Below are 26775 nucleotides of genomic sequence, written 5' to 3'. Positions count from 1 at the left end.
TTTATTTGTTGTGCTTCTGAAATTCCTGAGGAGTCATCCCCATGTATTTCTTAAAAATAAGGCTGAAATACGCAGGATCCTTAAAGCCTACTAATTCGCTAACCTCATATACCTTGAGAGTAACATTCTCTAATAATTCAATAGCTTTTTGAATACGAAGTTTGGTAAGGAAGCTAGAGAAAGGTTCCCCTACATCATCTTTAAACAATCGGCCGAGATAGGTAGGATTCATATACAGTTCGTCCGCGATCATTTTGAGGGAGAGATTTTCTTGGAGCCGGGAATTCATAACCTCAATCATCATAGAGATTACCCTGCGTGTTGCCTTTACTTGTAGTTGTTCAGCGAGCTGTGGAGAAGCCGAATGCATGGAGAGGTCTCTGAAAAAGATAACGGATGGCGTACTCTCTTTTTTGACCTGCTGACAAGCTTCCAGACTCTCATGATAGGCGGTCGCGAGTGCCCCCAATTGATAGTGAGGGTTAGAGACCCCTGCACAGAATGGCGATTTCAGAATGCCCGACAGCTTATGCAGCAGCTCTTGTGTCAATACCTCATCAACGCCGTTAGGCTGCTCAAGAGGATAGAATAATAGCATGATGGCTTCCTGCTCTTCTTGAATGCCAACAACGTTGGCATACAGCGCAAAACATTCTTCTAATATATTTATAACCGCTGCATACATGGCTTGTTCCGACCAGTTCTGTGGCATGCCCACTCCAAGATGGTTTACGGTTACGACTACAAAGGAATGAAAAGGAGGAATAAGTTGTTCTTCAAAATAGGGTAACGGGATGCCGTAAAGAAGATCAGATAAGCGTTTCTCCCGAAGGTTTTTTTCTCTCAGCTGTGTTAATTGCCTCTGCTGTTTCTTCAATTGAAGACGTTCATATACACCTGTAGCGACTTCAAGAATATGTTCTACTGAATTTGGTTTAACCAAATATTCCTTTACACCATAACGGATGGCTTGACTGGCATAGGTGAAGTCCTGATAACCTGTGAGCAGCACGGTTTCAGTGTCTGGATAACATTCATGGATATGCTTTGCGAGTTCCAGCCCATCCATGCCGGGCATTCGTATATCGGATATCACCAGATCAACCATATGCTCTTTTAACAATTGCACAGCCTCTAAACCGTTCTCTGCCGAGCCAATAATGCTAAAGTTGTGATTCGCACTTCCCAGCATTTCTGACAGAGAACGGCGAACAAAACTTTCGTCGTCCACGATTAACACATTCATCGTTGTGCCCCCTTAACTTTGATCATACTGTAATGGAACAGTGACCTTCACAAATAAGCCACCAAGCTCGCTTGTTGATAGCTGTAGACCAAATTCCTGTCCGTAGATTAGCTCTATGCGATGATTTAGATTAGATAGTCCAATTCCGGTATGAAGCAGCTTCTCCGGATTAACCTCACCGCCGACTAATGCGTCTGCCATACTTTCCTCGCTCATGCCGTCCCCGTTGTCTTCTACAGTTAACACCAGAGATGTTCCTTCACTATAGGCGCGTATGCGAATTAGCCATACTTCCCGAAGTGTGGGTTCAAGTCCATGAGTAATGGCATTTTCGACAAGTGGCTGAAGGGTTAATTTCATAAGCTGGCCATTCATAACCTCAGGATTTACAAAAAGATCAATCTGCAATTTGTCCTCGTAGCGCAGCTTCTGGAGAAAAATGAATCGTTCTAATTGCTTTAAATCCTCCTCAACTGTAACGAATTCGGATCCGCGGTCAATACTATAGCGGAGCAGGTCACTTAGAGCGAGTACCATTTGGGACTCTTCCTGCATGCGTTTGTTGGCGAGCGACCAATAGATTGTATTCAAAGTGTTATAAAGAAAATGCGGGCGGAATTGCGCTTTGAGTGCTACGATCTGAGCTTGCTTTTCACTAATTTGTTTGCTGGATAGGTCAGCGATAGTATGATCCAGGTTTTGGAGCATCGAATTATAGCTTGAATAAAGGATAGCCATTTCTTTGTTCATGGTTGTTTTTACAAAAGGTAAAGTAGTTCCCCGTTCGACATTGCTCAGCTTGGTTGCCAGATTACGAAGGGGCTTGGATAGGGTCCAAGAGAAAAAGAAAGTGAATAGTAGGGCAGCACCCATCCCCAGCAGGCCAATTAGAATAATATTCCGGCGAATCGTATTTAAATCTTTAACAGCGTCTTTAGAATCAATGTAAGCAAAAACGCTCCACTCGCTATAGTCGGAATAGGCATAGGATACGAACAGATTGCGTGAGTTTATTTTTTGTGGAACGATTCTGGCTTTATGATTGCTGAATTGTTTTAGAAGCCCGTCGTTCATATAAAGTCCAATTTCTTTTGGATCTGTGGAATAGACAATGGTATTAAATGAATCAACAACTTGGATTTTCTCGTTTTTGCCGAGGTGAAATTGGCTGACAGCGTTATGGATAACCTCGACAGGGAGGACAAGAAACAGGGTTCCTAGCCGGTTTAGATCATTCCAATCATTAATTTGTCTGGCTCCCATCACCACAGGGATATTACCGTTCTGCCATACATCTACACCGAACCAGACCATTCGGCCTTTATTCTGTGCTATAGCCGGGAACCAATAAGCATCGCGGATTTCCTTTTCGCTGTCCCATATGACCTTTAAGGAACTGCTGTTGGTATACACCTGATCATCGGACAGCCCGAGCAGCTTGAACTGGATGTCAGAGTTTATGGAACGTGTCTGTTGATCTATGTAACGAGTAATTTCCATGGCGTCTGTACGAGGTGAACGTGACAACGCTAAGTCTCCCAAGGTTTCTTGAATCAAGGGACTGAACATGATCGTAGAAGAAAGCTTGTCATTATCCTGAAGAATTGCGTCCATTTTACCTTGAAGTTGCTTGACGGATTCCAGGATATATTGGTTGGAGCGGTTTAAAACAGCTTGAGAGGAAGAGCGGTAGGACAAAAAAATGGTGAATCCTACGATGGTGAAGATGATTAGAGAGAAGCCCATGATTAATTGAACGAGGATGGAGATTTTTTTGGACATGTTATCCCTCGCATGTAAAAGATATTCTTCCATACATTGTAACAAAAGCAAATGAAAGCGAATATAGTCAGACGAAAAATAAACATATTTATAGAAAAAATCTCATTTTTTTCAGGGGGAACAGCGTGGTTGTCCAACATTATTTAATACAGCGTTAATCTTTCTTTACTTAATAATGAAACTTTTTATGGTGGTATGCGTCTAATACTATGTTTGTTATGACGATCGTGGCAAAAGCTTTTTGCCGCCCTACCGTGGGTGGCAGCATTTTGCGGGGAATATAAGAGGAGTATGAAAAAGACAGAGACCTACTTATATTTACAAATAGGAGCAGAGGAGTTATATCATGGATTTGAAAAAGTTAACGTTAGTTGCTGTTTTGGCCGTATCTCAGGCCGCCGCGGCAGTGCCGGCTTTTGCTGAAGCTGTCAATAATACCCCAAGTAATACTACTGTAGTAGGGACAGTTGTTTCTGCTGCGCCGGAGGTAATGCCAGAATCTACTGATCCATTGCCGCCATTGCCGACGGAGACGCCAGGAGGAGTAGTGTCACCGACACCAACACCAACTCCAATTCCTGCAGAGACAGTTGATCCTACGGCTACTGTTGAACCTACAGCAACAATTGCACCTACTGCAACACCGCTTCCAACTGCAACACCTGGAGTTACTACAGATCCTACTACAACAACAGATGGTGCTCGTGCTGCGGCTAGCAATCAACTGATCCTTATGATGAACAGCAACAAAATGTATCAGAACGGCCAGGAATATTTGGCTAATCAGCCTATGGCAGTGAAAAACGGCGTATCCTACGTTTCGATCCGGGCTATGGTAGAACGTGTAGGCGTGAAATACGTTTATGATTATAAAACGAAAGAAACCATTGTTACCAAGGGAAGCGACGTTATGCGCTTTAAGACCGACAGCAAGGTCTATACAGTTAATGGCGTAAAGAAGACAATGAAAGGTCCTGCTTACCAATACAAGGGTACATTCATGGTTCCTTTGACATCTATAACTGGGGCACTGGGCATTCCTTATACCGTTGACAATGTGCAAAAAAGAGTAATTCTTACATTAAACAACAAACCTAAAGCTTCCTTCACCGTGCCAACTGAAATTTACGCCGGTGAACCAGTGACCTTCGTAACCTCCAGCTCGTCACCAAATGGTGTAGCTATTGTGGATGAAAGCTGGGGAGGTAACAAGCAGGATATCTATGATCAACCAGGATATTATGTAGTAACCTATTCTGTAATGGATGCGAATCAACAGTGGAGTGATCCTTACACCATGACCATCACAGTGCTTAAACCTAATACACCTCCAGTTGCTAATTTCACTACAGACAAGGATTCATACAAGATGGGTGAAATGATTACTTATACCGATCTAAGTAACGATCCTGATGGTGATGAAATTACCGTAACTTGGACGAACAAAGCAGAGGCTTTCTTTACTCCGGGTCCAGCGACAATTGCAGTCCAAGTAAAAGATTCACACGGCGCGATCAGCACCTTTGAGAAAACCGTTAATATTTCGGATGAAATCTTGTACAGTAAAGAAGATTTCAACAGATTATTTGCATCTCCGGGCAGTGTGTTTAGCATCGATGGATCAATGGTTCCGACTTGGCAGCAAGTAGCTTATAATCTTTCTTCCGAGCCTTATAAACTAATTCGCAGTAACAGTCCAGAAACGGTGTATACAGAAGGTGTTACTTACCGTGAGACTTCATTAGGTAAAACACGCTTCTTGATTCACCACAAGAATAACCTGAATATTAAAGCTAAAGTGTATGTGATTGCTACGAATAACAATCTGTACCCAACGACGCTTACAACCGAATATGTGGGCTTTGCAGGCCCAAGCACATATCCTGAAGGTACTGGTAAAATGTCTGTAGAACGTTATTGGAAATCTATGCTTACAAATGAGCATTATAAAACGATTGTTCTGCAACCAGGGGAAAGTGTCTCAATTCTGACGGATCTAAACCAAATTGCTATGAAACCAAGTGAAATTGTTTCACTGCAAGCGGACTTATTTAGTGATTATCCAATCGATTATAATGTCATGTTGATTGATGCGAATAAAGATCCACTGACTACACTTCCAACACTTCCAGTTCTGGATCGAGACGGAGTGCATAATCGGGGAACTTACGAAGATTCTACTCGTATTATCACGGTTACCGATGAGGTAGGAAAAACTCCTGCAAAACTTCTGCTAGGCGATAATTCCAGTGATAAGAACCTGGCTGGCGTAGACCCAATGGCAGGTACGGAAGCATCCAATGCCGGTAATTTCGGGGTATTATACAAGATCAGATTCGAAAATGTTGCACCAAACTCATTGATTACGTTTAATCCACGTGGCGGTAACTATATGGGGCCGGTTATGGTTAATAACCAAATCGTGCATATGCCAAGCGTGGGAAGTCTCTCGAATGCTGACATGAACAGTGTGGTTTATCGTAGTGGTGAGTATGGCGGTTCTGTGGAGATTTTGTTCACAGCAGCCTCAGGCAGTAACTTGCCGGTCAATTTCCTCATCACTCCACTTCCAGCAAAGAAATAACAAATAGAAATATACCTAATCCCTATAAGCTCTATTGGGGAATTGACTACAATAAAGGTCCGGCTGAATATTCCGTAAAGGAATACGAGCCGGGCTTTTGTTTAAATATAATAATTCAGAGGTTGCGTAGGGGGGCTTCATGGTGCTTCATTGACGGGGCATTTATTTTGGGGCATTATTAAGAGAGTGAAATATAAATGAACTGATCTTATGGGAGATGAGCGTATGCTGTCGACAGAACAAATATTAGAAGTCATGTCGGGGCAAGGACTGCGAATCACCGACCAACGCAAAACGCTTGCCCAGTTATTCGGCGAGAATAAGGGATATTTGTCAGCGAAGGATGTATATGAGCATATGGGCCGCAAGTATAGCGGACTTAGCTTTGATACGGTGTACCGCAATCTTCGTGTAATGGAAGAGCTTGGTGTGCTTGAACAGATTGTCTTTGAAGACGGAGTGAAGTTCAAGGGAAGCTGCAATCATCAGGATCATCACCATCATATGATCTGCCTTCAATGCCAAAAGACCTACCCGATTAATTTCTGCCCGATGAATTTAACGGATACACCCGATCAATTCCGGGTAGTCAAGCATAAATTTGAGGTGTTCGGTTATTGCAAAGAATGTGAAGAGAACCGGGAAGAAGAATTAGTTGCAGCATCAGATAAACAAAAGGGACTTTAGAAATGGTGACCCTACGCAGAACGATTCAGGCGCCTATTCGGGTGTACCGCAGGTACATTTCCCCTATTAAACCTGCAACCTGCCGCTTCTATCCAACCTGCTCCGCCTATGCCCTGGAAGCCATTGAAGTTCATGGTCCACTGAAAGGCTCATGGCTTGCAGCTAAGCGGATTGCCAGATGTCATCCCTTTCATCCTGGAGGACTTGATCCTGTGCCGCCTCTTCAAGATGAATCTGCTGAGAAGGATTCTGCCCCTGCGACTTGACATGGGGCCTTACCTTTGGGTATATTCACAAGTAATAGTATGAATTCCGAAGAACGGATAAGTAAATCGTTACGTCCATTACAGAGAGCTGGAATGTGCTGAAATCCGGTATGGAACGTTAGATTGAATATGGTCCGGGAGGAACTGTGTTCGAGCGGGAACTGCAATTGAGGTTCACGTAAGATAGCAGCGTGTTCCAGCGTTAATGGACAGTTCCCGGGAGGGAACTGGCGAAGCCTGTGCTCTGTGAAGGGACAGGAAATTTGGGTGGTATCGCGTGAGTTATACTCTCGCCCCATTATGGGGGCGGGAGTTTTTTGTTTTTTAATAAGAAAGGATGATTACTGAATGAGTGAGAAAAAAACGTTTTACCTAACGACACCAATTTATTATCCGAGTGACAAGCTACATATCGGACATGCTTATTCAACCGTGGCAGGAGACGCAATGGCCCGTTACAAACGTCTGCGCGGCTACGAAGTGCGTTATCTAACCGGTACAGACGAACATGGACAAAAGATTGAGCGGAAGGCAGAGGAAGCAGGAAAGACCCCTCAGCAGTTTGTAGACGACATTGTTGTTGGTATTAAGGAGCTATGGCGCAAGCTGGACATTTCGAACGATGACTTCATTCGTACTACGGAAGAGCGTCATAAAAAAGTGGTACAGGATATTTTTGATCGGTTGCTGCAGCAAGGAGATATCTATAAAGGTGAATATGAGGGCTGGTATAGTATCCCAGATGAAACCTTTTACACAGAAACGCAATTAGTTGATATTGTGCGTGATGACAACGGCGTGATTACTGGTGCAAAAAGCCCAGATAGCGGTCACCCGGTTGAGCTGGTGAAGGAAGCAAGTTATTTCTTCCGGATGAGTAAATATGCGGATCGTTTGCTGCAATTTTACGAGGAGAATCCAGAGTTTATTTTGCCGGAATCCCGTAAGAACGAAATGATTAACAATTTCATCAAACCCGGACTGGAAGACCTTGCAGTTTCCCGTACAACCTTTGATTGGGGCGTAAAAGTTAAGGGCGACGAGAAGCATGTCGTGTACGTGTGGATTGATGCTTTGACTAACTATATTACTGCTCTGGGTTATGGTTCCGAGGACCGCACCTTGTATGACAAGTTCTGGCCTGCGGATGTACACATCGTCGGCAAAGAAATTGTTCGTTTCCATACGATTTACTGGCCGATCATTCTGATGGCGCTTGGTGAACCCCTTCCGAAAAAGGTATTTGCCCATGGCTGGTTGCTCATGAAAGATGGAAAAATGTCGAAATCTAAAGGTAACGTAGTTGATCCTGTGACACTGATTGATCGTTATGGCTTGGATGCATTACGTTATTACCTGCTGCGCGAAGTACCGTTTGGTTCGGATGGCACGTTCACACCGGAAAGCTTTGTAGACCGGGTTAACTATGACCTTGCCAACGACCTTGGTAACCTGTTGAACCGTACAGGGGCTATGGTTGAAAAGTATTTTGCAGGCGAGATTCCGGCATATGACGGGAATGTAACAGCATTTGATGGTGAGCTTCAAGCTGCGGCTGAGAATACTTATGCCAAAGTAGAAGAAGCTATGGAAAAAATGGAGTTTTCCGTGGCGCTGACAGCTATCGGAATATTCATTAGCCGCACCAACAAATATATCGATGAGACACAACCTTGGGTACTTGCCAAAGATGAGAATAGAACTGCCGAGTTGGCTTCTGTGATGAGACATCTGGTGGAAGGTCTGCGTACTGCTTCAATCCTGCTGCAGCCGTTCTTGACACAAACACCAGCGAAGATCTGGGAACAGCTGGGCATTCAGCCTGGTGAGTTAACGACTTGGGATAGCGGTAAGACCTTTGGCCTGATTCCGGCAGGAACAAAGCTGGTGAAAGGCAATCCAATCTTCCCACGTCTGGATGTGGAGCAAGAGGTAGCTTATATTGCTGAGGCTATGGGCGCTGGCAAAGCGGCTGCTGAAGTGGCGGAAGCGGCTGCTCCTGCTGCTGCGGACTCCGAGCCAGTGGAAGAGCATAAAGAGGAAATCGGCATTGACGATTTCGCTAAGGCAGAGCTGCGGGTAGCTCAGGTTATTGCTGCAGAGCCAGTGAAAAAAGCTGACAAGCTGCTGAAGCTGCAACTGGATCTGGGTTATGAACAACGGCAAGTGGTTTCTGGTATCGCGAAATTCTATACACCGGAAGAGCTGGTGGGACGTAAAGTGATCTGTATCGTAAACCTTAAGCCGGTGAAGCTGCGTGGGGAGTTGTCCCAAGGGATGATTTTGGCGGCTTCTAAAGGTGACCAGCTAACGATCGCTACCGTGCCGGACAGCATGCCAAACGGAGCAGTAGTGAAATAAGACAATACTGTTGTAGAAATTTTTTAATGAGAGTTGCTTGAACAAGGGAATGCTCCTTCAGCCGTGTTGGTTGTGGGAGCATTCCTTTTTATAAAGGAGGATATCGTCCTTTCTTCTGAGTTAGGTTTCTTTGTTGACTTATCGTAACGATTACTATTATACTACTAATAGTAAAATTTACGATTTGAGGGGTAGATCAATATAATGGCGGCAATGAAATCGCGTATAAGTTTGCTCGTCCTTGCACTGGTACTGGTATTTACACTAAGTGCATGCGGACCTAAGAGCAGTGGAAGTATAGTTGAAGGGAAAGTAAATGTAGTTACAACCTTTTATCCTATTTACGAGTTTGCTAAGGAGATTGGCGGGGAAGATATCAATGCTATTAACCTGCTTCCAGTGGGTGTGGAGCCACATGATTGGACACCGCGCAGTCAGGACATTATTAACACTTCTAAGGCACAGCTATTTCTATATAACGGTGCAGGCTTAGAAGGTTGGGTTCCTAACTTTTTAAAAGGCCTTGATAGCAGCAGTAAAGTTAAGGCGGTTGAAGTAAGCCAAGGTATTGATTATATCATGACCGATGAAGATGACGGGCATGATCATGGGGCAAGTGAGGAAGAGTCTCATCAAAATGAGGATACGGATCATAACAGTAATGCCTCAGGAGACAGCCTGCATACGGACCCGCATACTTGGGTAAGTCCAAAATCAGCCATTACTATGGCTCAGAATATTAAAGAAAGCCTTCAGTCCGTGGATCCTGAGCATAAAGAAGGTTATGAAGAGCGTTACAATAACCTTTCGGAACGTTTGCAGGCGTTAGACAGTAAATTCAAAGCGGAGCTTGCTAAGCTGCCCAACCATAAGATCGTAGTATCACATCAGGCTTTTTCTTACCTTGCCCGTGATTATGGATTGGATCAGCATGCGATTATGGGACTTTCGCCAGACGCCGAGCCGCGCGGACAGGATTTAGTGAAGCTTGCGAAAATGGTAAAAGATGAAGGTATTAAGTATATCTTTTTTGAAGAGCTTGTCTCCGATAAACTGGCTAAGACTCTGGCAGCCGAAGCGGGCGTTTCCACTATGGTGCTTAATCCGGTAGAGGGACTTACTGCGGAGCAAGAGAAGAACGGCGATAATTACTTCACTCTGATGGAGAAAAATTTGCAAAATCTGATTATGGCCTTACAATAATAAGGAAAGTATAAGGGAAAGGCGGTACTTAAGCATGCAATCGGTATCCTTGGACTGCCATCAGCATATCATCGATATACAGGATCTTTCTTTTTCATATGGGGAACAGAAGGTGATATCGAATCTTAACTATAGTGTAAGAGAACGAGATTTCCTTGGTATCATTGGTTCTAATGGTGCTGGTAAAACAACATTGATGAAAATGATCGTCGGCCTGCTTCCAGCGAGCAGTGGTGAAATTAAATTATTCGGAACGCCTGTCCGCAAGTTTAAAGACTGGGAACGGATCGGATATGTTCCGCAAAAAAATGCCTTCAACCCGTTGTTTCCAGCAACGGTGCGTGAAGTAGTTCTGTCAGGTCTATATAATAACAAGAATCTGATCCGCAGAGTATCTAAGGCTCAGCATCGTCAATGTGAGGATGCACTTGAAGTCATGCGGATACAAGATATTGCGGAGAAAAGAGTAGGCCAGCTGTCAGGCGGTCAGCAGCAGCGTGTTTTTCTGGCTCGGGCGCTGATTAACCATCCTGACCTGCTGATTTTGGACGAACCTACCGTGGGTATTGATGCCGAATCACAAGCGGGATTCTTTGAATTAATTACGCATATGCATGCTCATCATCATATGACCTTCCTGATGGTGTCGCATGATATCGACATGATCAAAAATTATTTAGGTCATGAGCCCGTGCAGACGAATGGTAAAATCAACTTTTACTCCCGCCACTCACATGATCTCCAGAATTGCACAGAAGAGAACCTGCAGCACACGCTCTCTTAAGTCATAATTAAACTCTGAATCGCAGCTTTTTCTGCGATTAGAGCTATACATAGTGTGCGAGTGCGGAAGTCGGGGACTCAATCCTAGTTGTCTTAATCTTTTTCGTATCTAGGCACCGCCAGTCTGCAAGCGTGTCCCTTTAGGGACGAAAGCGATCTTTCCCCGACCTATCTATGTTCAGTAATACTAACTCCTACGCTAGTTGCACTTAACGGGTGTCCAGAGGGCAGAGCCCTTGGGGCCCTCCCTTGGAAGGGAGGGTTTGGGAGGGATCGATAAAGGTTTGAAAATGGTTTGGAAATGGTTTGAAAAAGGCTTTAATATGGTTTGAGTTTTGTATGAAGGAGAGTTTAAGTTGGAAATACTATTTAGCGATTTTTTTCAGCGGGCGCTTGCGGGCGGACTGCTGATTGGTATAACAGCGCCGCTTATAGGCGTTTTTCTTGTGCTTAGACGATTATCCATGATCGGAGATACGCTGGCTCATGTTACTATAGCGGGGGTGGCACTCGGTTTTCTAACAGGATTTTATCCGCTGGGCGCAGGCCTTATCTTTGCAGTGGTAGCGTCCTTCGCGATTGAAAAGCTTCGCAAGGCTTATAAGAGTTATGCGGAGCTGTCGATTGCCATTATAATGTCGGGCGGAGTGGCGTTGGCTTCACTATTTTTCACCTTAGGAAAAGGGTATAATGCGGACGTAATGAGTTATTTGTTCGGCAGCATTTATACGCTCGATAATACCGATTTGATCGTAGTAGGCATAGTGACTATAGCTGTTGTAGTGGTAGTTTCGATGTTCTTTAAAGAGTTCTTTTTGCTTAGCTTTGAAGAGGATGCAGCAAGTGTAAGCGGGCTTCCGGTGAAACTGCTTAACATGCTGATCACCATTCTGACAGCACTTGTAATTAGCACAGCCATCAAGATCGTAGGCTCGCTGTTGGTATCTGCTTTGTTGACTATTCCGGTCGCAATCAGCTTATTGCTATCTCGCAGCTTTAAATCCTCGGTCATCCTGGCGGTTATTATTTCGGAGATTGCCGTTGTAGGCGGACTGGTGGTAGCTGGAGTCTGGAATTTGGCTCCCGGTGCAACTATTGTGCTTTTGCTCATATCATTATTGGTATTAACCTTGATCGGTAAAAAGGGATTGCCAGCATAAACAGCGAATTAAGTAATCGGTATCGCATTAGGCAAGCATAAACGCCTTCGGTGTCCTTGTAAGGACGATAAGCGTTTAGGCGAGAAATATAAGAAAAGCAATGATGAGGAATTTATCCTTTCTTATATTAAAAAAAAGGAGCCATAAGCAGCTCCATGAAGTGACTCGAATGCCGGAAGGAGAGCCGCTATTTTGTCTAATATCAATGCAGGAATTGCTTTAGCCGCAGGGGTGGCATCGTTTATATCGCCATGCTGTTTACCGCTGTACCCCTCTTATTTATCGTACATTACCGGGTTATCCGTTCAACAATTAAAATCAGGCAGCAACTCTAAAGAGGTTCGTATACGCACCCTGACTCATACATTGGCATTTATATTAGGTTTTTCTGCAGTTTTTTACACACTTGGTTTTGGAGCTGGGTTATTCGGGCAATTTTTTAATGGCCAGCGTGATCTGATCCGGCAATTGTCGGCGATTCTAATTATTGTAATGGGTTTATTTTTGCTTGGGATTTTTCAGCCCCAGTTTCTACTTCGCGAACGGAAGCTTGATTTAAAATGGAAACCGGCGGGTTATGTGGGCTCCTTTATTTTCGGGATTGGTTTTTCTGCGGGTTGGTCACCCTGTATCGGACCGATTTTGACGGCAATTATTGCTCTTTCGGCAAGCGACCCGGGCACTTGGTTTACATTGATTACCGCGTATAGCATCGGATTTGCTTTGCCATTTTTTCTTTTAGCCTTTTTCCTAGGCGGAGTGAAGCGTATCCTCAAGTATTCGAATCTGCTGATGAAGATTGGCGGCGTCCTTATGGTATTTATGGGTGTTTTGCTGTTCACGGATCAAATGTTCCGGATCACAGTGTGGCTACAAGGAATAACGCCGGATTGGCTGATTTTTTAGGTGAAGTAATCAATACCTGCTTCCGGAAAATGCTCGAAAATCCGCTCTGTGATAAATTCTCGCAGGGCGGTTTGCTGTTCATCCGGATAGACATATTTGTTCTGTCCCCAGCGGCCCCATTTCTTTTTGCGTTTCTCCATGTCCATTTCTAGTTTGGATTTCGGGTAACGCTTCTCAATTACAGTCTTGGCTGTTTTGGTGAATCGGTGCTGAATCATTTCAAAGGTTAGACCTTTTCCGATTTCTGGCGGAAGGGTCTTGGCTAATTTGGCCAGCAGCTCTGCATAGCCTTCCTGCCAGCCGTCATACCAAATAATTGGGGCAATGATGAAGCCCAGTGGATAGCCGGCGCGGGCAACCTTTCCAGCTGCTTCAATTCGCTCTTCAAACCGGGAGGTAGCAGGCTCAAAATTTTTGATCACATAGTCAGCATTTACGCTAAAACGAATTCTGGTATGTCCGTTATGCTGCAAATCGAGTAAAGGTTCAACATGTTGGTATTTGGTCACAAAGCGCAGGCGGCCAAGGGGCTCCGCTGCCATGAATGTGATGAGTTCAGACAGAGACCCGGTAATATGCTCCAGTCCTAACGGATCTGAGGTACAGGCTGCTTCAAAAGTCGTGATTTCAGGGCTGCGCTCCTCGATATATTTTTTTGCGGCGTTAATGATGTCTTCGGTGTTTACATATACACGAATGTAAGGCTTTGCACCTAAAGTAGTCTGCAAATAACAATAATGGCAGTGGCCCATGCAGCCAGTTGCGATCGGAATTGCATAATCTGCGGAGGGTTTGGATTGGTCAAACTTTAAGGTTTTGCGCAGGCCGACTACAAGTGTTCTTTTGGCAATTTTATATTGCTCGACCTCTGTGTCACCCGGGAAATTCATTATACGGTTATGCGATGTAGTCATGCGATAGGGGATATTGTTAGCCTTCACCCATTCCATGATCCGTTCACCTTTCGGGTAATTTAAAGCATCCGGCTCGAAGAAAACAAGCTCGGGGACAAAAAGGGCTGTAGCTTTTCTGGTTCTTTTTACGGGAGGGGTCTCAGGTGTCACAATAGTCATGAATTCACGCTCCTTCTGAAAGATGAGTACGTTTATTATGCCTAACTGAGTCTCATTAGAAGCATGGCAATCATGGGTAACTCCTCAGCATGTTCTCTTGAAGGACTTGCCAAGGGGCGTTAGAAACATGTATCATTGTTAGAGCAAGGTTTGGCTCGGCGCCAGGTTCATTATAGAAAAGAGGTAAATTTTAATGCCAACACCCAGCATGGAGGATTATTTGGAGCGCATATATAAGCTCATTGATGAGAAAGGTTATGCGCGGGTCTCGGATATTGCCGAGGGACTGGAAGTACACCCCTCCTCTGTGACCAAGATGATCCAAAAACTGGATAAGGACGAATATCTCATCTATGAGAAATATCGTGGGCTTGTCCTAACCAACAAAGGGAAAAAAGTAGGGAAACGTCTTGTTGATCGTCATCAACTATTGGAAGAATTCCTCGGTTTGATCGGAGTACAGCAGGAATTTATCTATAATGATGTTGAAGGGATCGAGCACCACCTGAGTTGGGATTCGATTACACGTATCGAAACGTTGGTGGAATATTTCCGCCGCGATGAAGAACGTCTGCAGACTTTATATGCTATTCACAATGAACTGGCAAGCGATTCTTGAAATGTTTTTTCCCGAAACGGATACCGTCCTTAAAGTTATGCCCAGCAAGGCTTTGTTGAGCATAAACTACTTGATGGTATAGCCGTTTCTATTTTGTTTAGTGCAACCTTTCCCAGTTTTTAGCGTCAAAACGGATAAGTCCTTTTTCTGGCTGAGACTGATACCGCTCTTTTGAAGGGTGGAATCGGTACATCAACTTGGAGGATTGATCCGTTTTTTCTTTTTTTATAGGATACATATTATTTAGATTTGGGGAGGAATTATGAATTATCGTAAATGGATGTTGGGATTGCTAGTATTAGTATTGTTTCTGCCTTTATGGTCTCCTGGGGCACGTGCGGCAGCTGTGCAGATTACCATTGAACTGGATGGCGAGGCGCTGGCAAGCGATGTGCCGCCGTATATCACAGCTTCGAATGTAACGATGGTGCCAATTAGCGTCATTAGTAAAGGGTTGAATGCTGGAGTAGTTTGGAATCAAAGCAGTAAGACAGTAACAATCACGCAAGGAGATACAGAGATCAAGCTGACCAGTGGCCAGAAAAGTGCATTAGTTAATAATGCTTCAGTAGCCCTCGACACCTCAGTACAGATTAAGCAGGGACGGGTTATGGTGCCGCTTCGTTTTGTAAGTGAACAATTGGGGTTACAGGTTATCTGGGATCAGGCTACCAAACATATTTCTTTGTACTCTAATACAGAGCCGCCGCAGGCTGCTGATCCGGAAACACCAGCAGTACCTACTGCGACTCCAGTCGTTACACCAACGCCGACCCCAGCTCCTACAGCGACTCCAAAACCGACCTCGCCAACAGTTCCAAGTATTCCTGGTGCGTCGGCTAACAAGGAGATGAAGGGAGCCTGGATCTCTACAGTATTTAATCTGGACTGGCCTTCAGTAGCTTCTGCAGGTAACGAAGTGAAACAAAAACAAGAATTTGATAATCTGCTGGACAAGCTAAAAGCTGTGGGTTTTAATGCTGTTTTTGTACAGGTTAGAACCTCAGCAGACAGCCTGTACCCTTCTGTTCTAGTTCCATGGTCTAAGGTGCTGACCGGCACCCAAGGAAAAAATCCGGGTTATGACCCGTTGAGCTATATGGTCAGCGCTGCACATTCACGCGGTATGCAGTTCCATGCATGGTTCAACCCATTCCGCGCGACAACGGATGCTTCTACATCCGCATTAGCAAGTAATCATGTGGCTAAGTCAAATCCGGAATGGATTGTGGACGCCGGAGGTAAAAAATACATCAATCCAGGGATCCCAGCAGCCCGCCAGCACATTATCGATACAGTGTTGGAGGTCGTCAAAGGTTATGATGTAGATGGTGTCCATTTGGATGATTATTTCTATCCTTCAGGGGTATCTTTTGCCGATGATACTGCTTATAAGACTTATAACACGAAGAACCTGTCCTCTAAGGCGGATTGGCGCCGCGATAATATTAATGAATTTGTCCGTCAATTGGGAGAACAGATTCATAAGGTGAAACCGAAGGTTTCTTATGGAATTAGTCCGTTTGGTGTATGGCGTAATATCAAAAAAGACAGCACAGGTTCGGATACCACAGCTGGAGTTACCGCTTATGACGATATGTACGCCGATGTTCGGACATGGATCAAGCAAGGCTGGATTGACTATGTAGCACCCCAAATTTATTGGAGTTTGTCCTTTAGCACTGCCCGCTACGATAAGCTAGTAGATTGGTGGGTTAAAGAAGTAGAGAATACGAATGTTAAGCTCTATATTGGGCAAGCTGCTTATAAGGTTGGAGCAAGTGACCAGAAAGCAGAATGGCAAAGTGGCGACCAAATCATCAACCAGCTTAAATATAATGAGAAATATAAAGAGGTTGCAGGCAGCATTATGTTCAGAGCAAATGACATTGTAGTCCGCAATCCGTTTGGATTATCAAATTTGCTGACCTTTTATTTTCAGTCCAAATAAGATAACTGTTCTAGATAAGGAGTCATGAATGCTCCCCCGTGCTCATAGATAAGCAATAGAATCTATGGGAAACGGGGGATTTTTGTGTATGGAGATTAACGCTGTGTTTGAAGGAGGGGGAGTTAAAGGGATTTGTCTCGCTGGAGCAGTTGAAGCCACGGAAAAGGCGGGGCGAACCTTTAAAAAGGTCGCTGGAACCTCCTCAGGCGCGATTGTAGCGACTTTACTGGCTGCGGGTTATGAAGGTGAGGAAATGAGTCGGATTATCCAAGGAACTTCTTTTTCATCGTTTATGAAGCGAGCTCCCATCTATAATACGGCTTGGGTAGGTCCTGCACTGCGAGTGTTATTGAAGAAGGGATTGTATTCGGGTGAAGCCTTGGAATCGTGGATGAGATCGCTTTTGCTAAAAAAGGGAATTATCACTTTTCGTGATCTGCCTCCAGGCAAACTATCTATAATTGCTTCTGACATTACCAATGGCCGGATATTGGTCTTACCAGATGGGTTGGAACAGTATGGAATCTCTCCTGAACATTTTGAGGTGGCTAAGGCTGTGCGTATGAGCTGCAGTATTCCTTATTTTTTTGATCCAGTGATGCTCAGGTTAAATGGACAGTCCGCTAGAGGGAAGTCTTTTATTGAGCAATTTGTATACGTTGTGGACGGAGGATTATTAAGCAATTTTCCTTTATGGCTATTTGACGGGATGGATAGTAAAGTGCCGGGGAAAAGAATCCCTACGGTAGGGTATCAAACAGTAGGTAAAACCGACCCGCAGCCCCACAGGATTAGGGGACCGTTCAGTATGCTGCAAGCTATGGTAAGCACCATGCTGTCTGCTCATGATGAGAAATATATTGAAGATGATAAATATGTCCGCACAGTAACCATCCCAACGCTTGGTATCGGCACGACCCAATTTAATATTACGAAGATGCAAAGCGACGAATTGTATGCCGCCGGACTGAAGGCAGGGGAAGACTTCTTTAAGGAGTGGCGCCCCAGATAAACAAGCATGCTTTATAATATCAGAAAAAAAGCATCCCGCACGTTATTTTGAAACGTGGAGATGCTTTTTGGTGTTTGTTTTTATTTAGTTAATGGTACTTCGGAAGCTGATCATCGTTTTTCCCTTTATTTCCTTCGATGACTTGGAAGGGATAACTTTTGCGTTTGCCTGGTGGTGCTTGTGTCTTGCGAATCCCAGCAACCTTGGACATGGTTTTCTGCGAAGGTTTGACTTTGATTCTAGATCCATTGCTGCTGCGAGCATATTTCCCTGGTCCCATTTTGTAAGCATAATACACAATTGCTAACAGTACTAAGGGGAGAATCAGCTTCGACAGCGTATAGAAAGGCTCAGTCAAGACTCCAATCACAAAACCGAATATTGCAAGAATTACTGAAATCCAAAAAATTAAAGCATGCCTGATCATAGGACACTCATCCTTTCGCAGGATCCAATATGCCGCCTGACACACTTGCCTCTGTATATCCTCTGGCTTCAATCTCTGCATCAAGTTCACGCATACGATTAAAAGAAGCGATGGATACTTCTACCTGATCATCCTTTGGTTCTTTGGTAGTGAGCAGCTGCAGCCATAGTCCAGGGTATCCCAAGTATTTGAGACCTGGAATTTCTCTTACTGCGTTGGTACCCTTCAGAACCTCAAACGAAACACCGATTACGACAGGCAGCAGAATAATCCGTTGGATCACACGTTCCCAAAGATTATCCCATGGTACTACGGAGTAAATAATAACGCCGAGGATAATCGTCAGCATCATAAAACTGCTTCCGCAGCGGTAATGCAGACGGCTGTATTTCTGAACGTTCTGGACAGTCAGCTCTTCGCCTGCTTCAAAGGCGCTGATGACTTTGTGTTCCGCACCGTGATACTGGAATAGCCGCTTGATCACAGGTGTTTGCGAAATCGCCCATAAATAGACCAGCAAGAGAACCATTTTAATGCCGCCTTCTATGAGGTTGTGCAGTACATAGTTATCAAATGCATTCTTGAATAAAAAATCTTCGACAAATACTGGTACAAGCGTAAAAATGAGCTTTCCGAATAAGAAGGAGAGAATACCCATTACAGCAACGCCAAAAATCATTCCTAGGCTCCAGCCTTCGTCCTTTTTCTTCGGCTTAGCTTTCTCTTTCGCCAGTTCTTCGGGTTCCAATTCATCTTCGGCATAGGATTCAGCCGAATAGTTCAAGTGCTTAGAGCCTTTGGCGCTGGCATCTATAATACTGACAAGGCCGCGAAGCAGCGGAATCTTGCGCAGTTTAGTGACCCAGCTCTTATCGCTTCTTGGCACCTCCAAAAATGTAATCTCCTGATTCTTTCGTCGCACGGCTGTTACATTAATATGCTTGCCGCCGAACATGACGCCTTCAATGACGGCTTGGCCGCCATAGCTGGGAGTTTCCTGGGACAACCAATTCACCTTCCCGTAATTAATATGATTTATATAATACATTGTAACTAATTTTTGAAGACATTACTAGTTGGATCGCCTTTTGCTGCACATACTACCTTATATGGACAAGGAGAGACAAATCGGTATTAAAAATACGGAAAGAGAGGCAATTCTATGAGCAAATCACATCAACAACAATCAGATCATACTAATATTTGGTTTTTTGCGCTCGAATTAGGTTTTTTCGCAGGTTTGATTTGGGGAGGGCTGCACTGGTTAATCTACTGGTTCAGCTTTACCAAGGTTAGTCCTGGTTATTTAGCAGAGCCGTTTTTTAAACATACTTTTCTGACAACAATGTATGGACATCTCGTGGGTTATTTGTTTTTCATCTTATTTTCAGTGATAGCCTCACTGCTATATGTGCTTATTCTGCGCAAGCTGAAGGGACCTTGGCCAGGATTGGTTTATGGTGTTTTGTGGTGGGTAGTTATATTTATTCCCGGCTCGCAAATGTTTCTTATGCAGCCGCCTTTTAAGCTGCCGTGGAACACTGTGATTAGTGAGTTCTGCCTTTTTTTACTTTGGGGGATGTTCATTGGATACACAGCGGCGATTGAGTATACCGACGAACGAAAGCGTGAGCAAGCGACTGCACTTGCCTAACGGCTCGAAAAAACTTCTCAAGGGGATATCCCTATGTTAAAATACAATGTGGCTATTTCGAGAGGAGAATGAAAATGGGTAACGAGCGCGTCTCCAAGCTGCGTAAGGTTTTGCAGGATAAAGGATTGGAAGCAATGTTGATAACCAGCGGTTATAACCGCCGCTATTTAAGTGGATTTACCGGATCGTCCGGTTATGTATTGGTGACAAGCGATGATTGTTATCTGCTAACTGACTTCAGGTACATGACACAGGCTGCGGATCAAGCGGTAGGAGTTAAGGTTGTAGAGCATGGTCCTAAATTTATTGATACAGTACGCGAGTTGCTGCCAACAGGCAGTGAGGTACGTGTTGGTTTCGAACAGGATGATGTCTCATTCAGCGCTTATACCTCATATGCGGAAGCCCTTAAGCCGGCAGTGTTAGTTCCAGTTTCTAAAGCCGTGGAAGACCTCCGTATGTTCAAGGATGCTGAAGAGCTTGCTGTTATGCAACGTGCAGCTGATCTGGCTGATGCTACATTCAATCATATTCTGAATGTGATCAAACCAGGCATGACTGAAAGAGACGTCGATTTGGAAATGGAATTCTATATGCGTACCCACGGGGCAACTGCGTCATCGTTTGATACGATTGTTGCTTCAGGTGAACGTTCGTCCATGCCGCATGGCGTAGCAAGCAGCCGTGTAATTCAAGGTAATGAATTTATTACGCTTGATTTCGGTGCACTACTCGATGGATACTGCTCAGATGTGACTCGTACCATTGCACTCGGAGCTCCAGATCCGAAGCTGAAAGAAATCTATGATATTGTGCTGGAAGCTCAGCTACATACGTTGGCACATATCAAACCGGGTATGACTGGACGGGAATGTGATGCACTGGCACGTGATATCATCGCTAGCTACGGATATGGTGATCAATTTGGACATAGTACGGGTCATGGACTTGGAATGGAAGTTCATGAATGGCCGCGTTTGTCCAAGCTGAGTGACGATATCATGCAGCCGGGAATGGTCGTTACTGTAGAACCAGGTATCTATTTGCCGGGGATTGGCGGAGTACGTATTGAAGACGATATTGTGATCACCGAGAGCGGAATATCGCTGCTTACCCATTCGTCCAAAGAATATACAGTACTGTAAGTAAGAAAAAGTAGTGGTTTAATTATCGAATTCAGGAGGGATTTTTAGTGATTTCAGTAAACGATTTTAAGACAGGCTTGACCGTAGAGGTGGACGGTGATATTTTTACCGTTCTTGATTTCCAGCACGTTAAACCAGGTAAAGGTGCAGCGTTCGTTCGCTCTAAACTGAAAAACCTGCGCAATGGTAACACTGTAGAGCGTACTTTCCGTGCAGGTGAAACTATTGGCCGTGCTATTATTGAGAACCGTGGCGTGCAATATTTGTATGCAAGCGGATCGGAGCATGCTTTCATGGACAATGAAACTTATGACCAATTCGAATTGTCCAGCAAGCAGCTTGAATGGGAATTGAACTTCCTTAAAGAGAACATGACTGTAAACATCATTAGTTACCAAGGTGAAATCCTTGGGATTAACCTGCCTACCAGCGTAGAGCTGAAGGTTGTTGAAACTGAGCCAGGAGTGAAGGGAAATACTGCTCAAGGCGCTACTAAAACGGCCAAGCTTGAAACAGGTCATTCTGTACAAGTTCCTCTGTTCATCAATGAAGGAGATGTGCTGCTTATTGATACTCGCGAAGGTAAATACATCTCCCGCGCGTAGGAAGCATCATACTTGCCGAACTTATAACCAATCAGCCTCCCCCGTTATTACGGTGGGGGGTTTTTGGTATATAAACGAGGATGCATGAGGAACAGTATGGGTGAGAATGTTATACTTACGAATTAAAGGATTAGAAGGAGGCGCATATGAGAAAATTAATTATTTCTGAGTTCATATCCCTTGATGGTGTTATGGAAAATCCACAATGGACCTTCTCATTCGGAAGTGAAGAACAGGAGCATTTCAAGTTTGCTGAACTGAAAGCTGCTGACGCTCTAATGTTAGGACGGACAACCTACGAAGGTTTTGCAGAGGCTTGGCCAAATATGGTTGAGCAGACAGGTGAGTACGGTGAAATGATGAATGGATATGCTAAGTACGTAGTCTCCACAACTCTCGAAGAAACAACATGGAGCAATTCAAGCTTGATCAAGGGCGATCTTGTTCAGGAGGTGTCCAAGCTGAAGGAGCAGCCGGGGAGAGATATTCTCGTTTTTGGCAGTCGTACGCTTGCGCAGAGCCTGATGCAGCTTGGCCTTGTCGATGAATATCAGCTTCTGGTCTTCCCGATTCTGCTGGGTAGCGGTCAGCGCCTGTTCGATAACGTTGGTGAAGAGAAGACGTTGGAGCTAGTGGACTCCAAAAGATTCAGCTCTGGAGTGATGGCCCTGACTTATCGACCAGCTTCTCAATAAAAAACTGGAAGACGGGTGAAATGAGGTCAGCTAGTGTCTTGAAGCTGACCTTATCTTTTTGTTAGCTTCTGGAAAATCAATAATTTTTTAATGAAATCATTAACGCATTACGCTATTTTCGTATTATACTGGTTTAAAGCGGGAAACCGATTAGAAGCAACTACATAGACCGATATGGGGAGTGAGTGGGACTTTGTCACTTTATGTTATGAAATTCGGAGGCAGCTCCGTCGGCGACACAGAACGCATGCAACGTGTTGCCAAGCGCATCGCAGACAAGCAGGATGAGGGACATCGCTGCGTTGTAGTTGTATCTGCTATGGGGGATACAACAGATGATTTGATCGATACGGCGAAGCAATTAAACGGGCAGCCGCCTGCACGTGAAATGGATATGCTGATGACAACAGGAGAGCAGATTTCCGTTGCTCTTTTGTCCATAGCTCTTCATGGGATCGGGCGGAATGCAGTATCTTATACAGGATGGCAGGCCGGGTTCCGTACAGACGAAACCCACGGTAGAGCTCGTATCAATGATATTGATCCACACCGTGTAGTAGCGTCTTTGGAACGCGAACAGATCGTTATCGTTGCCGGTTTCCAAGGGATGACTTTGGATGGTGAGATCACTACCCTGGGCCGCGGAGGATCGGACACGACAGCTGTAGCCCTTGCGGCTGCTATTCAAGCAGATGTATGTGAGATTTATACCGACGTTGATGGTATCTATTCTACAGATCCACGCATTGTGAAAACAGCCCGTAAGCTGAACGAAATCTCATACGATGAGATGCTAGAGCTTGCCAATCTGGGAGCGGCGGTACTACATCCGCGTGCAGTGGAGTATGCTAAGCGTCATCAAGTTAAGCTGGTCGTTAGATCGAGCTTTAATCATAATGAAGGTACTGTTGTGAAGGAGGAAGCAAGCATGGAGCAAGGAGTCGTAGTTAGTGGGATTGCTTATGATAAGAATGTAGCACGTGTCAGTATTCTAGGAGTACCTGATGTACCAGGTGTACTCGCTCAAGTCTTCGGCAAGCTGGCTGAAGAAGGCGTAAACGTTGATATCATAGTACAAAGTGGTGTGCAGAATGAGCAGGCTGACTTCTCATTTACAGTTTCACTTGATGAACTGGACCGTGCGAAGGAAGTAATTAAAGAAATCCATAAAACTTTACCTTACCGTGAAGTAACGTCCGAGGATAACCTCGTTAAGGTTTCTATTGTTGGCGCGGGTATGGTTAGCCATCCTGGTGTTGCGGCTCAAATGTTTGATGTGCTCTCCCAAGAGGGCGTAAGCATTAAGATGGTCAGCACGTCTGAGATTAAGGTTTCTTGTGTAATCGAATCCGGCAATTTGCCATCGATCATTCAGGCGCTTCACACCGCTTATAATCTGGATACAACTGAGCAGGCCTTTGTTGGTGGTCCTAAGGATCGTCGTTAAGAGCCATACAATCAATTAAAAGGGAGATCCTACAGCTATTTAGCTACGGGGTCTCCTTTTTGGGCATCAGCTATAAATGAAAAGGAACGCTGCAGGTTTGAATGCAGCGTTCCTTTTTACATCTATATGGGTATTTATCCTAAACGTCTAAATCGGCCTAGAATTTCAACAGTCTCAAGTACATTGACGAAAGAGCTTGGATCCGTCTCAAGGATAGTCTTACGCAGCTCTGACAGCTCATAGCGGGTCGTTACGGTCATCAGCATTGTATTGCCCTCGTGACTGTAACCGCCCTCTGCGTTGACTACTGTGATGCCATGAGGCAGCTCTCTAAGACGATTCAGCATTTTATCCCGTTCCTTGGTAACAATGAAGCAGGTTAGCTTAACATGACGAATATGAATCATATCAACCACTCTGCTTTTTACAAAAATACAGAGCATAGCGTATAAGGCTGAGTCCCAGCTTTTAAAGAAACCTAAACTCAGAATAACGATCCCATCCATTACGAAGAGTACATTCCCAATAGGTATATCCCGCTTACGTGTAATAATCGAGCCTAATATATCAAATCCTCCAGATGAGCCCCCGGCACGGAGAGAAAATCCAACCCCGCCAGCAATAATTACGCCGCCAAAAATACTAGCCAAAATCGGGTCTTTGGTCACTTTCACCGCAGGAATAATTGTCATGAACCAGGTGGTAGCTAAAACGGAAAGCATGCTTAGTAAGATGTACTTTTTCCCCACTGCAATAAATCCCCAGATCAGAACAGGAAGGTTTATCGCAAAATAAATGATTGAGATGTACTTCGGATTAGTTACATACCCGATGACTGAAGCCACCCCCGCTACCCCGCCGCTTAGCAGTTGATGAGGAATTAGAAATAATCTCATCCCTGCGGCGACTAAAAAAGCTGAAAAAATAATGATTGCCGCTTCTCTTACTGGTCTGACTACGGACCGCATGCTGAGCGGTAGCCCGTAATTTCGTACGTGCATGACACAAATCCCCTCTTTTTCTTATGTCTTTTTAGTTTGCCTTTTTTTGAAAATATAAACTCACTATATTTCCAATTAAAAAGGATACCACAGATGAAGGCGTTCGTAAAAATTATTTTATCGTACTGATTATATTTATTTATGAACCCACTCACTATGAATTCTTTCACAGTCTGATCTGCAAATCTGTCATTTCTCATTGTCTAAAGTGAAAAAGCCACGCATATCCATGAGTAATAGAAAGCTAAACAAGCCTCAGATCTCTTTTGGTATGAATGAATTAGTAAAAGGAGTGGAGTAGATTGGACAAGTATGTAAGCTGGATGGCGACTCTGCGGTTGTTCTCGGGCAGTGCAGAGATTATAGCTGCGCTGATAATGCTCAGATTAAATCAGGTCGATAAAGCGCTGGCTGTCAATTCTGGACTGGCTTTGGTAGGCCCGACCATATTGATATTGACGACAGCTATTGGCCTGACTGGGATGGCACAGCAGCTGTCATGGAGCAAATTAGGCTGGGTGGGCTGCGGTGTAGCCTTTCTCTTAATCGGGATTTTGAAAAAATGATAGATGATAGGCATATTAGGCGCGTACAAGCATAAATATGGAATAAAGCAATTAAGTAGAGGACAGCTTGGGGGTACTTTGTATGGCAGATGATTGGCTGCAATTGTTTCCTGAAAAAGTAAGAGCGCTGTTAAAGTGCCTTCCCCTTCCGCTGCTAGGAATGGTGGAGGAGATTCGTGTCCGTGAAGGTCGTCCGCTGGAAATTAACTACTCTGGTAAATATCACTTTCTAAGAGTGAATGGCAGTTTGACGCAGAGGCCTGAAGAAGCTTACAAGCCGGATCGGGAAGACACTCATCGACTGCTAGACCTGATCAGCAACCATTCGCTATATACGATGGAAGAAGAGCTGAGAAAAGGATTTATTACGATTCCCGGCGGTCATCGGATAGGACTTGCTGGTCGGACAGTACTGAGTAGCGGAGGTGTAGAGCATCTTCGTGATATCACTGGCTTTAATGTCCGAATTGCTCGTGAAGTACCTGGAATCGCAGATGGAGTGTTGCCTTATTTACTGGACAAGGGGCGGCAGCGAATGATGCACACCTTGATTCTCTCCCCTCCACAGCATGGCAAGACTACCCTACTCCGCGATCTTGCGAGACAAATCTCCTTAGGGGAATTGGGCAAGCGCGAAGGGATTAGACCGGGGCTGAAGGTGGGAATTGTTGACGAACGGTCTGAAATTGCTGGCAGCCGGCGTGGTGTTCCCGCTTTTGACGTGGGTCCGCGGACAGATGTTCTTGATGGCTGTCCCAAGGCAGAAGGCATGATGATGATGATCCGGTCGCTATCGCCAGATGTATTAATCGCGGATGAGATTGGGCGTCCGGAAGATGCCGAAGCAGTTACCGAGGCACTGCATGCCGGAATATCTGTCATTGCTTCCGCTCACGGAAAAGATGTAACAGAGTTGGCTCGTAGGCCGGGTCTTGGAGGACTGCTGGAACAAAAGATGTTCGAGAGATATGTCATACTCCATCGTTCAGAAGCAGGTCTCACGTTTCGCATTCTGGATGGTCAGAAAAGAGGAATGCTGCTTATCTCTCCCGGGGATCGACTAGGTGGTGATTTGCATGCTTAAGCTGTTCGGTGCTGTGCTCATTGTGGTGGCTGGTACGCTTGCAGGTCTCCAGTTTGCTCGTCAATATGCAGACAGGCCCAGACATATCAGAGGTTTAATAGCAGCACTACAGCGGTTGGAAACAGAGATCATGTACGGCTTCACCCCACTGCCGGAAGCCATGCGGCGGATTGGGAATCAGTCGAAGGACCCGCTGAAATCGTTGTTTGTCAAAACAGCGGAGGAGATGAGCCCTCCCTATGACAGAAGCGCCCAGGATGCCATCCAGCGGGCGATGGAAGCATATTGGAAGTCTACCGCTATGAAGGGGACAGAAAGAGAGATTCTTCGCCAGCTCAGCTGTACTCTCGGCACAAGCGATAGGTCGAATCAGAGCACTCATATCGCGTTAGCATTGCAGCAATTGAAGCAGGAGGAGTCGGTGGCCAGAGAGGATCAAGGCAAATATGAAAAGTTAAGTAAAAGCCTGGGTCTGCTGCTTGGAGTACTGATCGTCATTTTGATCTTTTAGCGAGGTG

General features: G+C 44.8%; 25 protein-coding genes. 19 read left to right on the top strand and 6 right to left on the bottom strand.

Translation table 11 applies throughout. The features are described from left to right. Nucleotide 1: 1 nt before the first annotated feature. Entirely contained in the window at nt 2-1246 is a 1245-nt protein-coding gene (locus MKZ09_RS24295) for a response regulator (protein ID WP_076098633.1), read from the bottom strand. 12 nt (nt 1247-1258) lie between these two features. Further along, the gene (locus MKZ09_RS24290; protein WP_076134511.1) at nt 1259-3028 is read right to left on the bottom strand and encodes a sensor histidine kinase; all 1770 of its coding nucleotides are present in this window, start codon (nt 3026-3028) and stop codon (nt 1259-1261) included. A gap of 346 nt (nt 3029-3374) precedes the next feature. On the opposite strand from MKZ09_RS24290, the gene MKZ09_RS24285 reads away from it, so the two are divergent. The 8 genes from MKZ09_RS24285 to MKZ09_RS24250 all read left to right on the top strand — a co-directional run bounded on the left by MKZ09_RS24285 (nt 3375) and on the right by MKZ09_RS24250 (nt 12978). Continuing rightward, a complete protein-coding gene (locus MKZ09_RS24285; protein ID WP_076134510.1) occupies nt 3375-5612 on the top strand; it encodes a copper amine oxidase N-terminal domain-containing protein in 2238 nt (745 codons plus the stop codon). Between the two features lie 225 nt (nt 5613-5837). Next, complete coding sequence (locus tag MKZ09_RS24280; RefSeq protein ID WP_036682896.1) at nt 5838-6299, top strand: Fur family transcriptional regulator; 462 nt, start codon at nt 5838-5840, stop codon at nt 6297-6299. Between the two features lie 2 nt (nt 6300-6301). After that, nucleotides 6302-6565 carry a membrane protein insertion efficiency factor YidD gene (gene yidD, locus MKZ09_RS24275; protein WP_036682893.1) on the top strand — a complete coding sequence of 88 codons (264 nt, stop codon included), beginning with the start codon at nt 6302-6304 and terminating at the stop codon, nt 6563-6565. A gap of 348 nt (nt 6566-6913) precedes the next feature. Next, nucleotides 6914-8926, top strand: a complete 2013-nt coding sequence (metG, locus tag MKZ09_RS24270; protein WP_076204924.1) for a methionine--tRNA ligase — start codon at nt 6914-6916, stop codon at nt 8924-8926. Nucleotides 8927-9130: 204 nt separating this feature from the next. After that, nucleotides 9131-10129, top strand: a complete 999-nt coding sequence (locus MKZ09_RS24265) for a metal ABC transporter solute-binding protein, Zn/Mn family (RefSeq protein WP_076134508.1) — start codon at nt 9131-9133, stop codon at nt 10127-10129. A gap of 34 nt (nt 10130-10163) precedes the next feature. Then, complete coding sequence (locus MKZ09_RS24260; RefSeq protein WP_036682888.1) at nt 10164-10913, top strand: metal ABC transporter ATP-binding protein; 750 nt, start codon at nt 10164-10166, stop codon at nt 10911-10913. A 355-nt stretch (nt 10914-11268) separates the two neighbouring features. After that, the gene (locus MKZ09_RS24255) at nt 11269-12072 is read left to right on the top strand and encodes a metal ABC transporter permease (protein WP_036682884.1); all 804 of its coding nucleotides are present in this window, start codon (nt 11269-11271) and stop codon (nt 12070-12072) included. Between the two features lie 192 nt (nt 12073-12264). Beyond that, nucleotides 12265-12978, top strand: a complete 714-nt coding sequence (locus MKZ09_RS24250; protein WP_036682883.1) for a cytochrome c biogenesis CcdA family protein — start codon at nt 12265-12267, stop codon at nt 12976-12978. Here MKZ09_RS24250 and splB read toward each other — a convergent pair. Next, nucleotides 12975-14051, bottom strand: coding sequence for a spore photoproduct lyase (splB, locus tag MKZ09_RS24245; protein ID WP_076204903.1), 1077 nt, complete (start codon nt 14049-14051; stop codon nt 12975-12977). The two genes, MKZ09_RS24250 and splB, sit on opposite strands and share 4 nt — an antisense overlap. 193 nt (nt 14052-14244) lie before the next feature. Here splB and mntR point away from each other — a divergent pair, with 193 nt between their 5' ends. The 3 genes from mntR (at nt 14245) to MKZ09_RS24230 (ending at nt 17633) form a co-directional block, all read left to right on the top strand. Beyond that, complete coding sequence (mntR, locus tag MKZ09_RS24240) at nt 14245-14670, top strand: transcriptional regulator MntR (protein ID WP_036682880.1); 426 nt, start codon at nt 14245-14247, stop codon at nt 14668-14670. A gap of 262 nt (nt 14671-14932) precedes the next feature. After that, a complete protein-coding gene (locus MKZ09_RS24235; protein ID WP_076204899.1) occupies nt 14933-16621 on the top strand; it encodes a family 10 glycosylhydrolase in 1689 nt (562 codons plus the stop codon). A gap of 88 nt (nt 16622-16709) precedes the next feature. After that, nucleotides 16710-17633: a patatin-like phospholipase family protein gene (locus MKZ09_RS24230; RefSeq protein WP_076204895.1), complete on the top strand. Its 924-nt coding sequence runs from the start codon at nt 16710-16712 to the stop codon at nt 17631-17633. Between the two features lie 88 nt (nt 17634-17721). On the opposite strand, the gene MKZ09_RS24225 is transcribed toward MKZ09_RS24230, so the two are convergent. Both MKZ09_RS24225 and MKZ09_RS24220 read right to left on the bottom strand, forming a co-directional pair. Continuing rightward, entirely contained in the window at nt 17722-18060 is a 339-nt protein-coding gene (locus tag MKZ09_RS24225) for a hypothetical protein (protein WP_076134503.1), read from the bottom strand. A gap of 7 nt (nt 18061-18067) precedes the next feature. Further along, complete coding sequence (locus MKZ09_RS24220) at nt 18068-19015, bottom strand: DUF1385 domain-containing protein (protein ID WP_094901946.1); 948 nt, start codon at nt 19013-19015, stop codon at nt 18068-18070. 207 nt (nt 19016-19222) lie between these two features. On the opposite strand from MKZ09_RS24220, the gene MKZ09_RS24215 reads away from it, so the two are divergent. The 5 genes from MKZ09_RS24215 (at nt 19223) to MKZ09_RS24195 (ending at nt 23606) form a co-directional block, all read left to right on the top strand. Next, nucleotides 19223-19714: a YqhR family membrane protein gene (locus tag MKZ09_RS24215; protein WP_036682865.1), complete on the top strand. Its 492-nt coding sequence runs from the start codon at nt 19223-19225 to the stop codon at nt 19712-19714. Between the two features lie 74 nt (nt 19715-19788). Continuing rightward, complete coding sequence (locus MKZ09_RS24210; RefSeq protein ID WP_036682862.1) at nt 19789-20859, top strand: M24 family metallopeptidase; 1071 nt, start codon at nt 19789-19791, stop codon at nt 20857-20859. A gap of 47 nt (nt 20860-20906) precedes the next feature. Further along, nucleotides 20907-21464: an elongation factor P gene (efp, locus tag MKZ09_RS24205; RefSeq protein ID WP_076204891.1), complete on the top strand. Its 558-nt coding sequence runs from the start codon at nt 20907-20909 to the stop codon at nt 21462-21464. Between the two features lie 146 nt (nt 21465-21610). Then, on the top strand, nt 21611-22159 hold the full coding sequence (locus tag MKZ09_RS24200) for a dihydrofolate reductase family protein (RefSeq protein ID WP_076134501.1): 549 nt from the start codon (nt 21611-21613) through the stop codon (nt 22157-22159). 193 nt (nt 22160-22352) lie between these two features. Continuing rightward, nucleotides 22353-23606: an aspartate kinase gene (locus tag MKZ09_RS24195; protein ID WP_036682855.1), complete on the top strand. Its 1254-nt coding sequence runs from the start codon at nt 22353-22355 to the stop codon at nt 23604-23606. Between the two features lie 134 nt (nt 23607-23740). Here MKZ09_RS24195 and MKZ09_RS24190 read toward each other — a convergent pair whose 3' ends face one another. Next, nucleotides 23741-24607 carry a YitT family protein gene (locus MKZ09_RS24190; RefSeq protein ID WP_081382367.1) on the bottom strand — a complete coding sequence of 289 codons (867 nt, stop codon included), beginning with the start codon at nt 24605-24607 and terminating at the stop codon, nt 23741-23743. 302 nt (nt 24608-24909) lie between these two features. Here MKZ09_RS24190 and MKZ09_RS24185 point away from each other — a divergent pair, with 302 nt between their 5' ends. The 3 genes from MKZ09_RS24185 to spoIIIAB all read left to right on the top strand — a co-directional run bounded on the left by MKZ09_RS24185 (nt 24910) and on the right by spoIIIAB (nt 26768). Continuing rightward, complete coding sequence (locus tag MKZ09_RS24185; RefSeq protein ID WP_371915730.1) at nt 24910-25173, top strand: YqhV family protein; 264 nt, start codon at nt 24910-24912, stop codon at nt 25171-25173. Between the two features lie 82 nt (nt 25174-25255). After that, nucleotides 25256-26257 carry a stage III sporulation protein AA gene (gene spoIIIAA / locus MKZ09_RS24180; RefSeq protein WP_076134500.1) on the top strand — a complete coding sequence of 334 codons (1002 nt, stop codon included), beginning with the start codon at nt 25256-25258 and terminating at the stop codon, nt 26255-26257. Continuing rightward, nucleotides 26250-26768 carry a stage III sporulation protein SpoIIIAB gene (gene spoIIIAB / locus MKZ09_RS24175; protein WP_076104383.1) on the top strand — a complete coding sequence of 173 codons (519 nt, stop codon included), beginning with the start codon at nt 26250-26252 and terminating at the stop codon, nt 26766-26768. The genes spoIIIAA and spoIIIAB overlap by 8 nt, the downstream gene beginning before the upstream one ends. Nucleotides 26769-26775: the final 7 nt, after the last annotated feature.

Source organism: Paenibacillus sp. FSL R5-0908, assembly GCF_038006245.1.
Classification (GTDB): Bacteria; Bacillota; Bacilli; order Paenibacillales; family Paenibacillaceae; genus Paenibacillus_AQ; species Paenibacillus_AQ odorifer.
The sequence above is the reverse complement of the archived record's forward strand: the minus strand, read 5'-3'. Positions and strand labels throughout refer to the sequence as shown.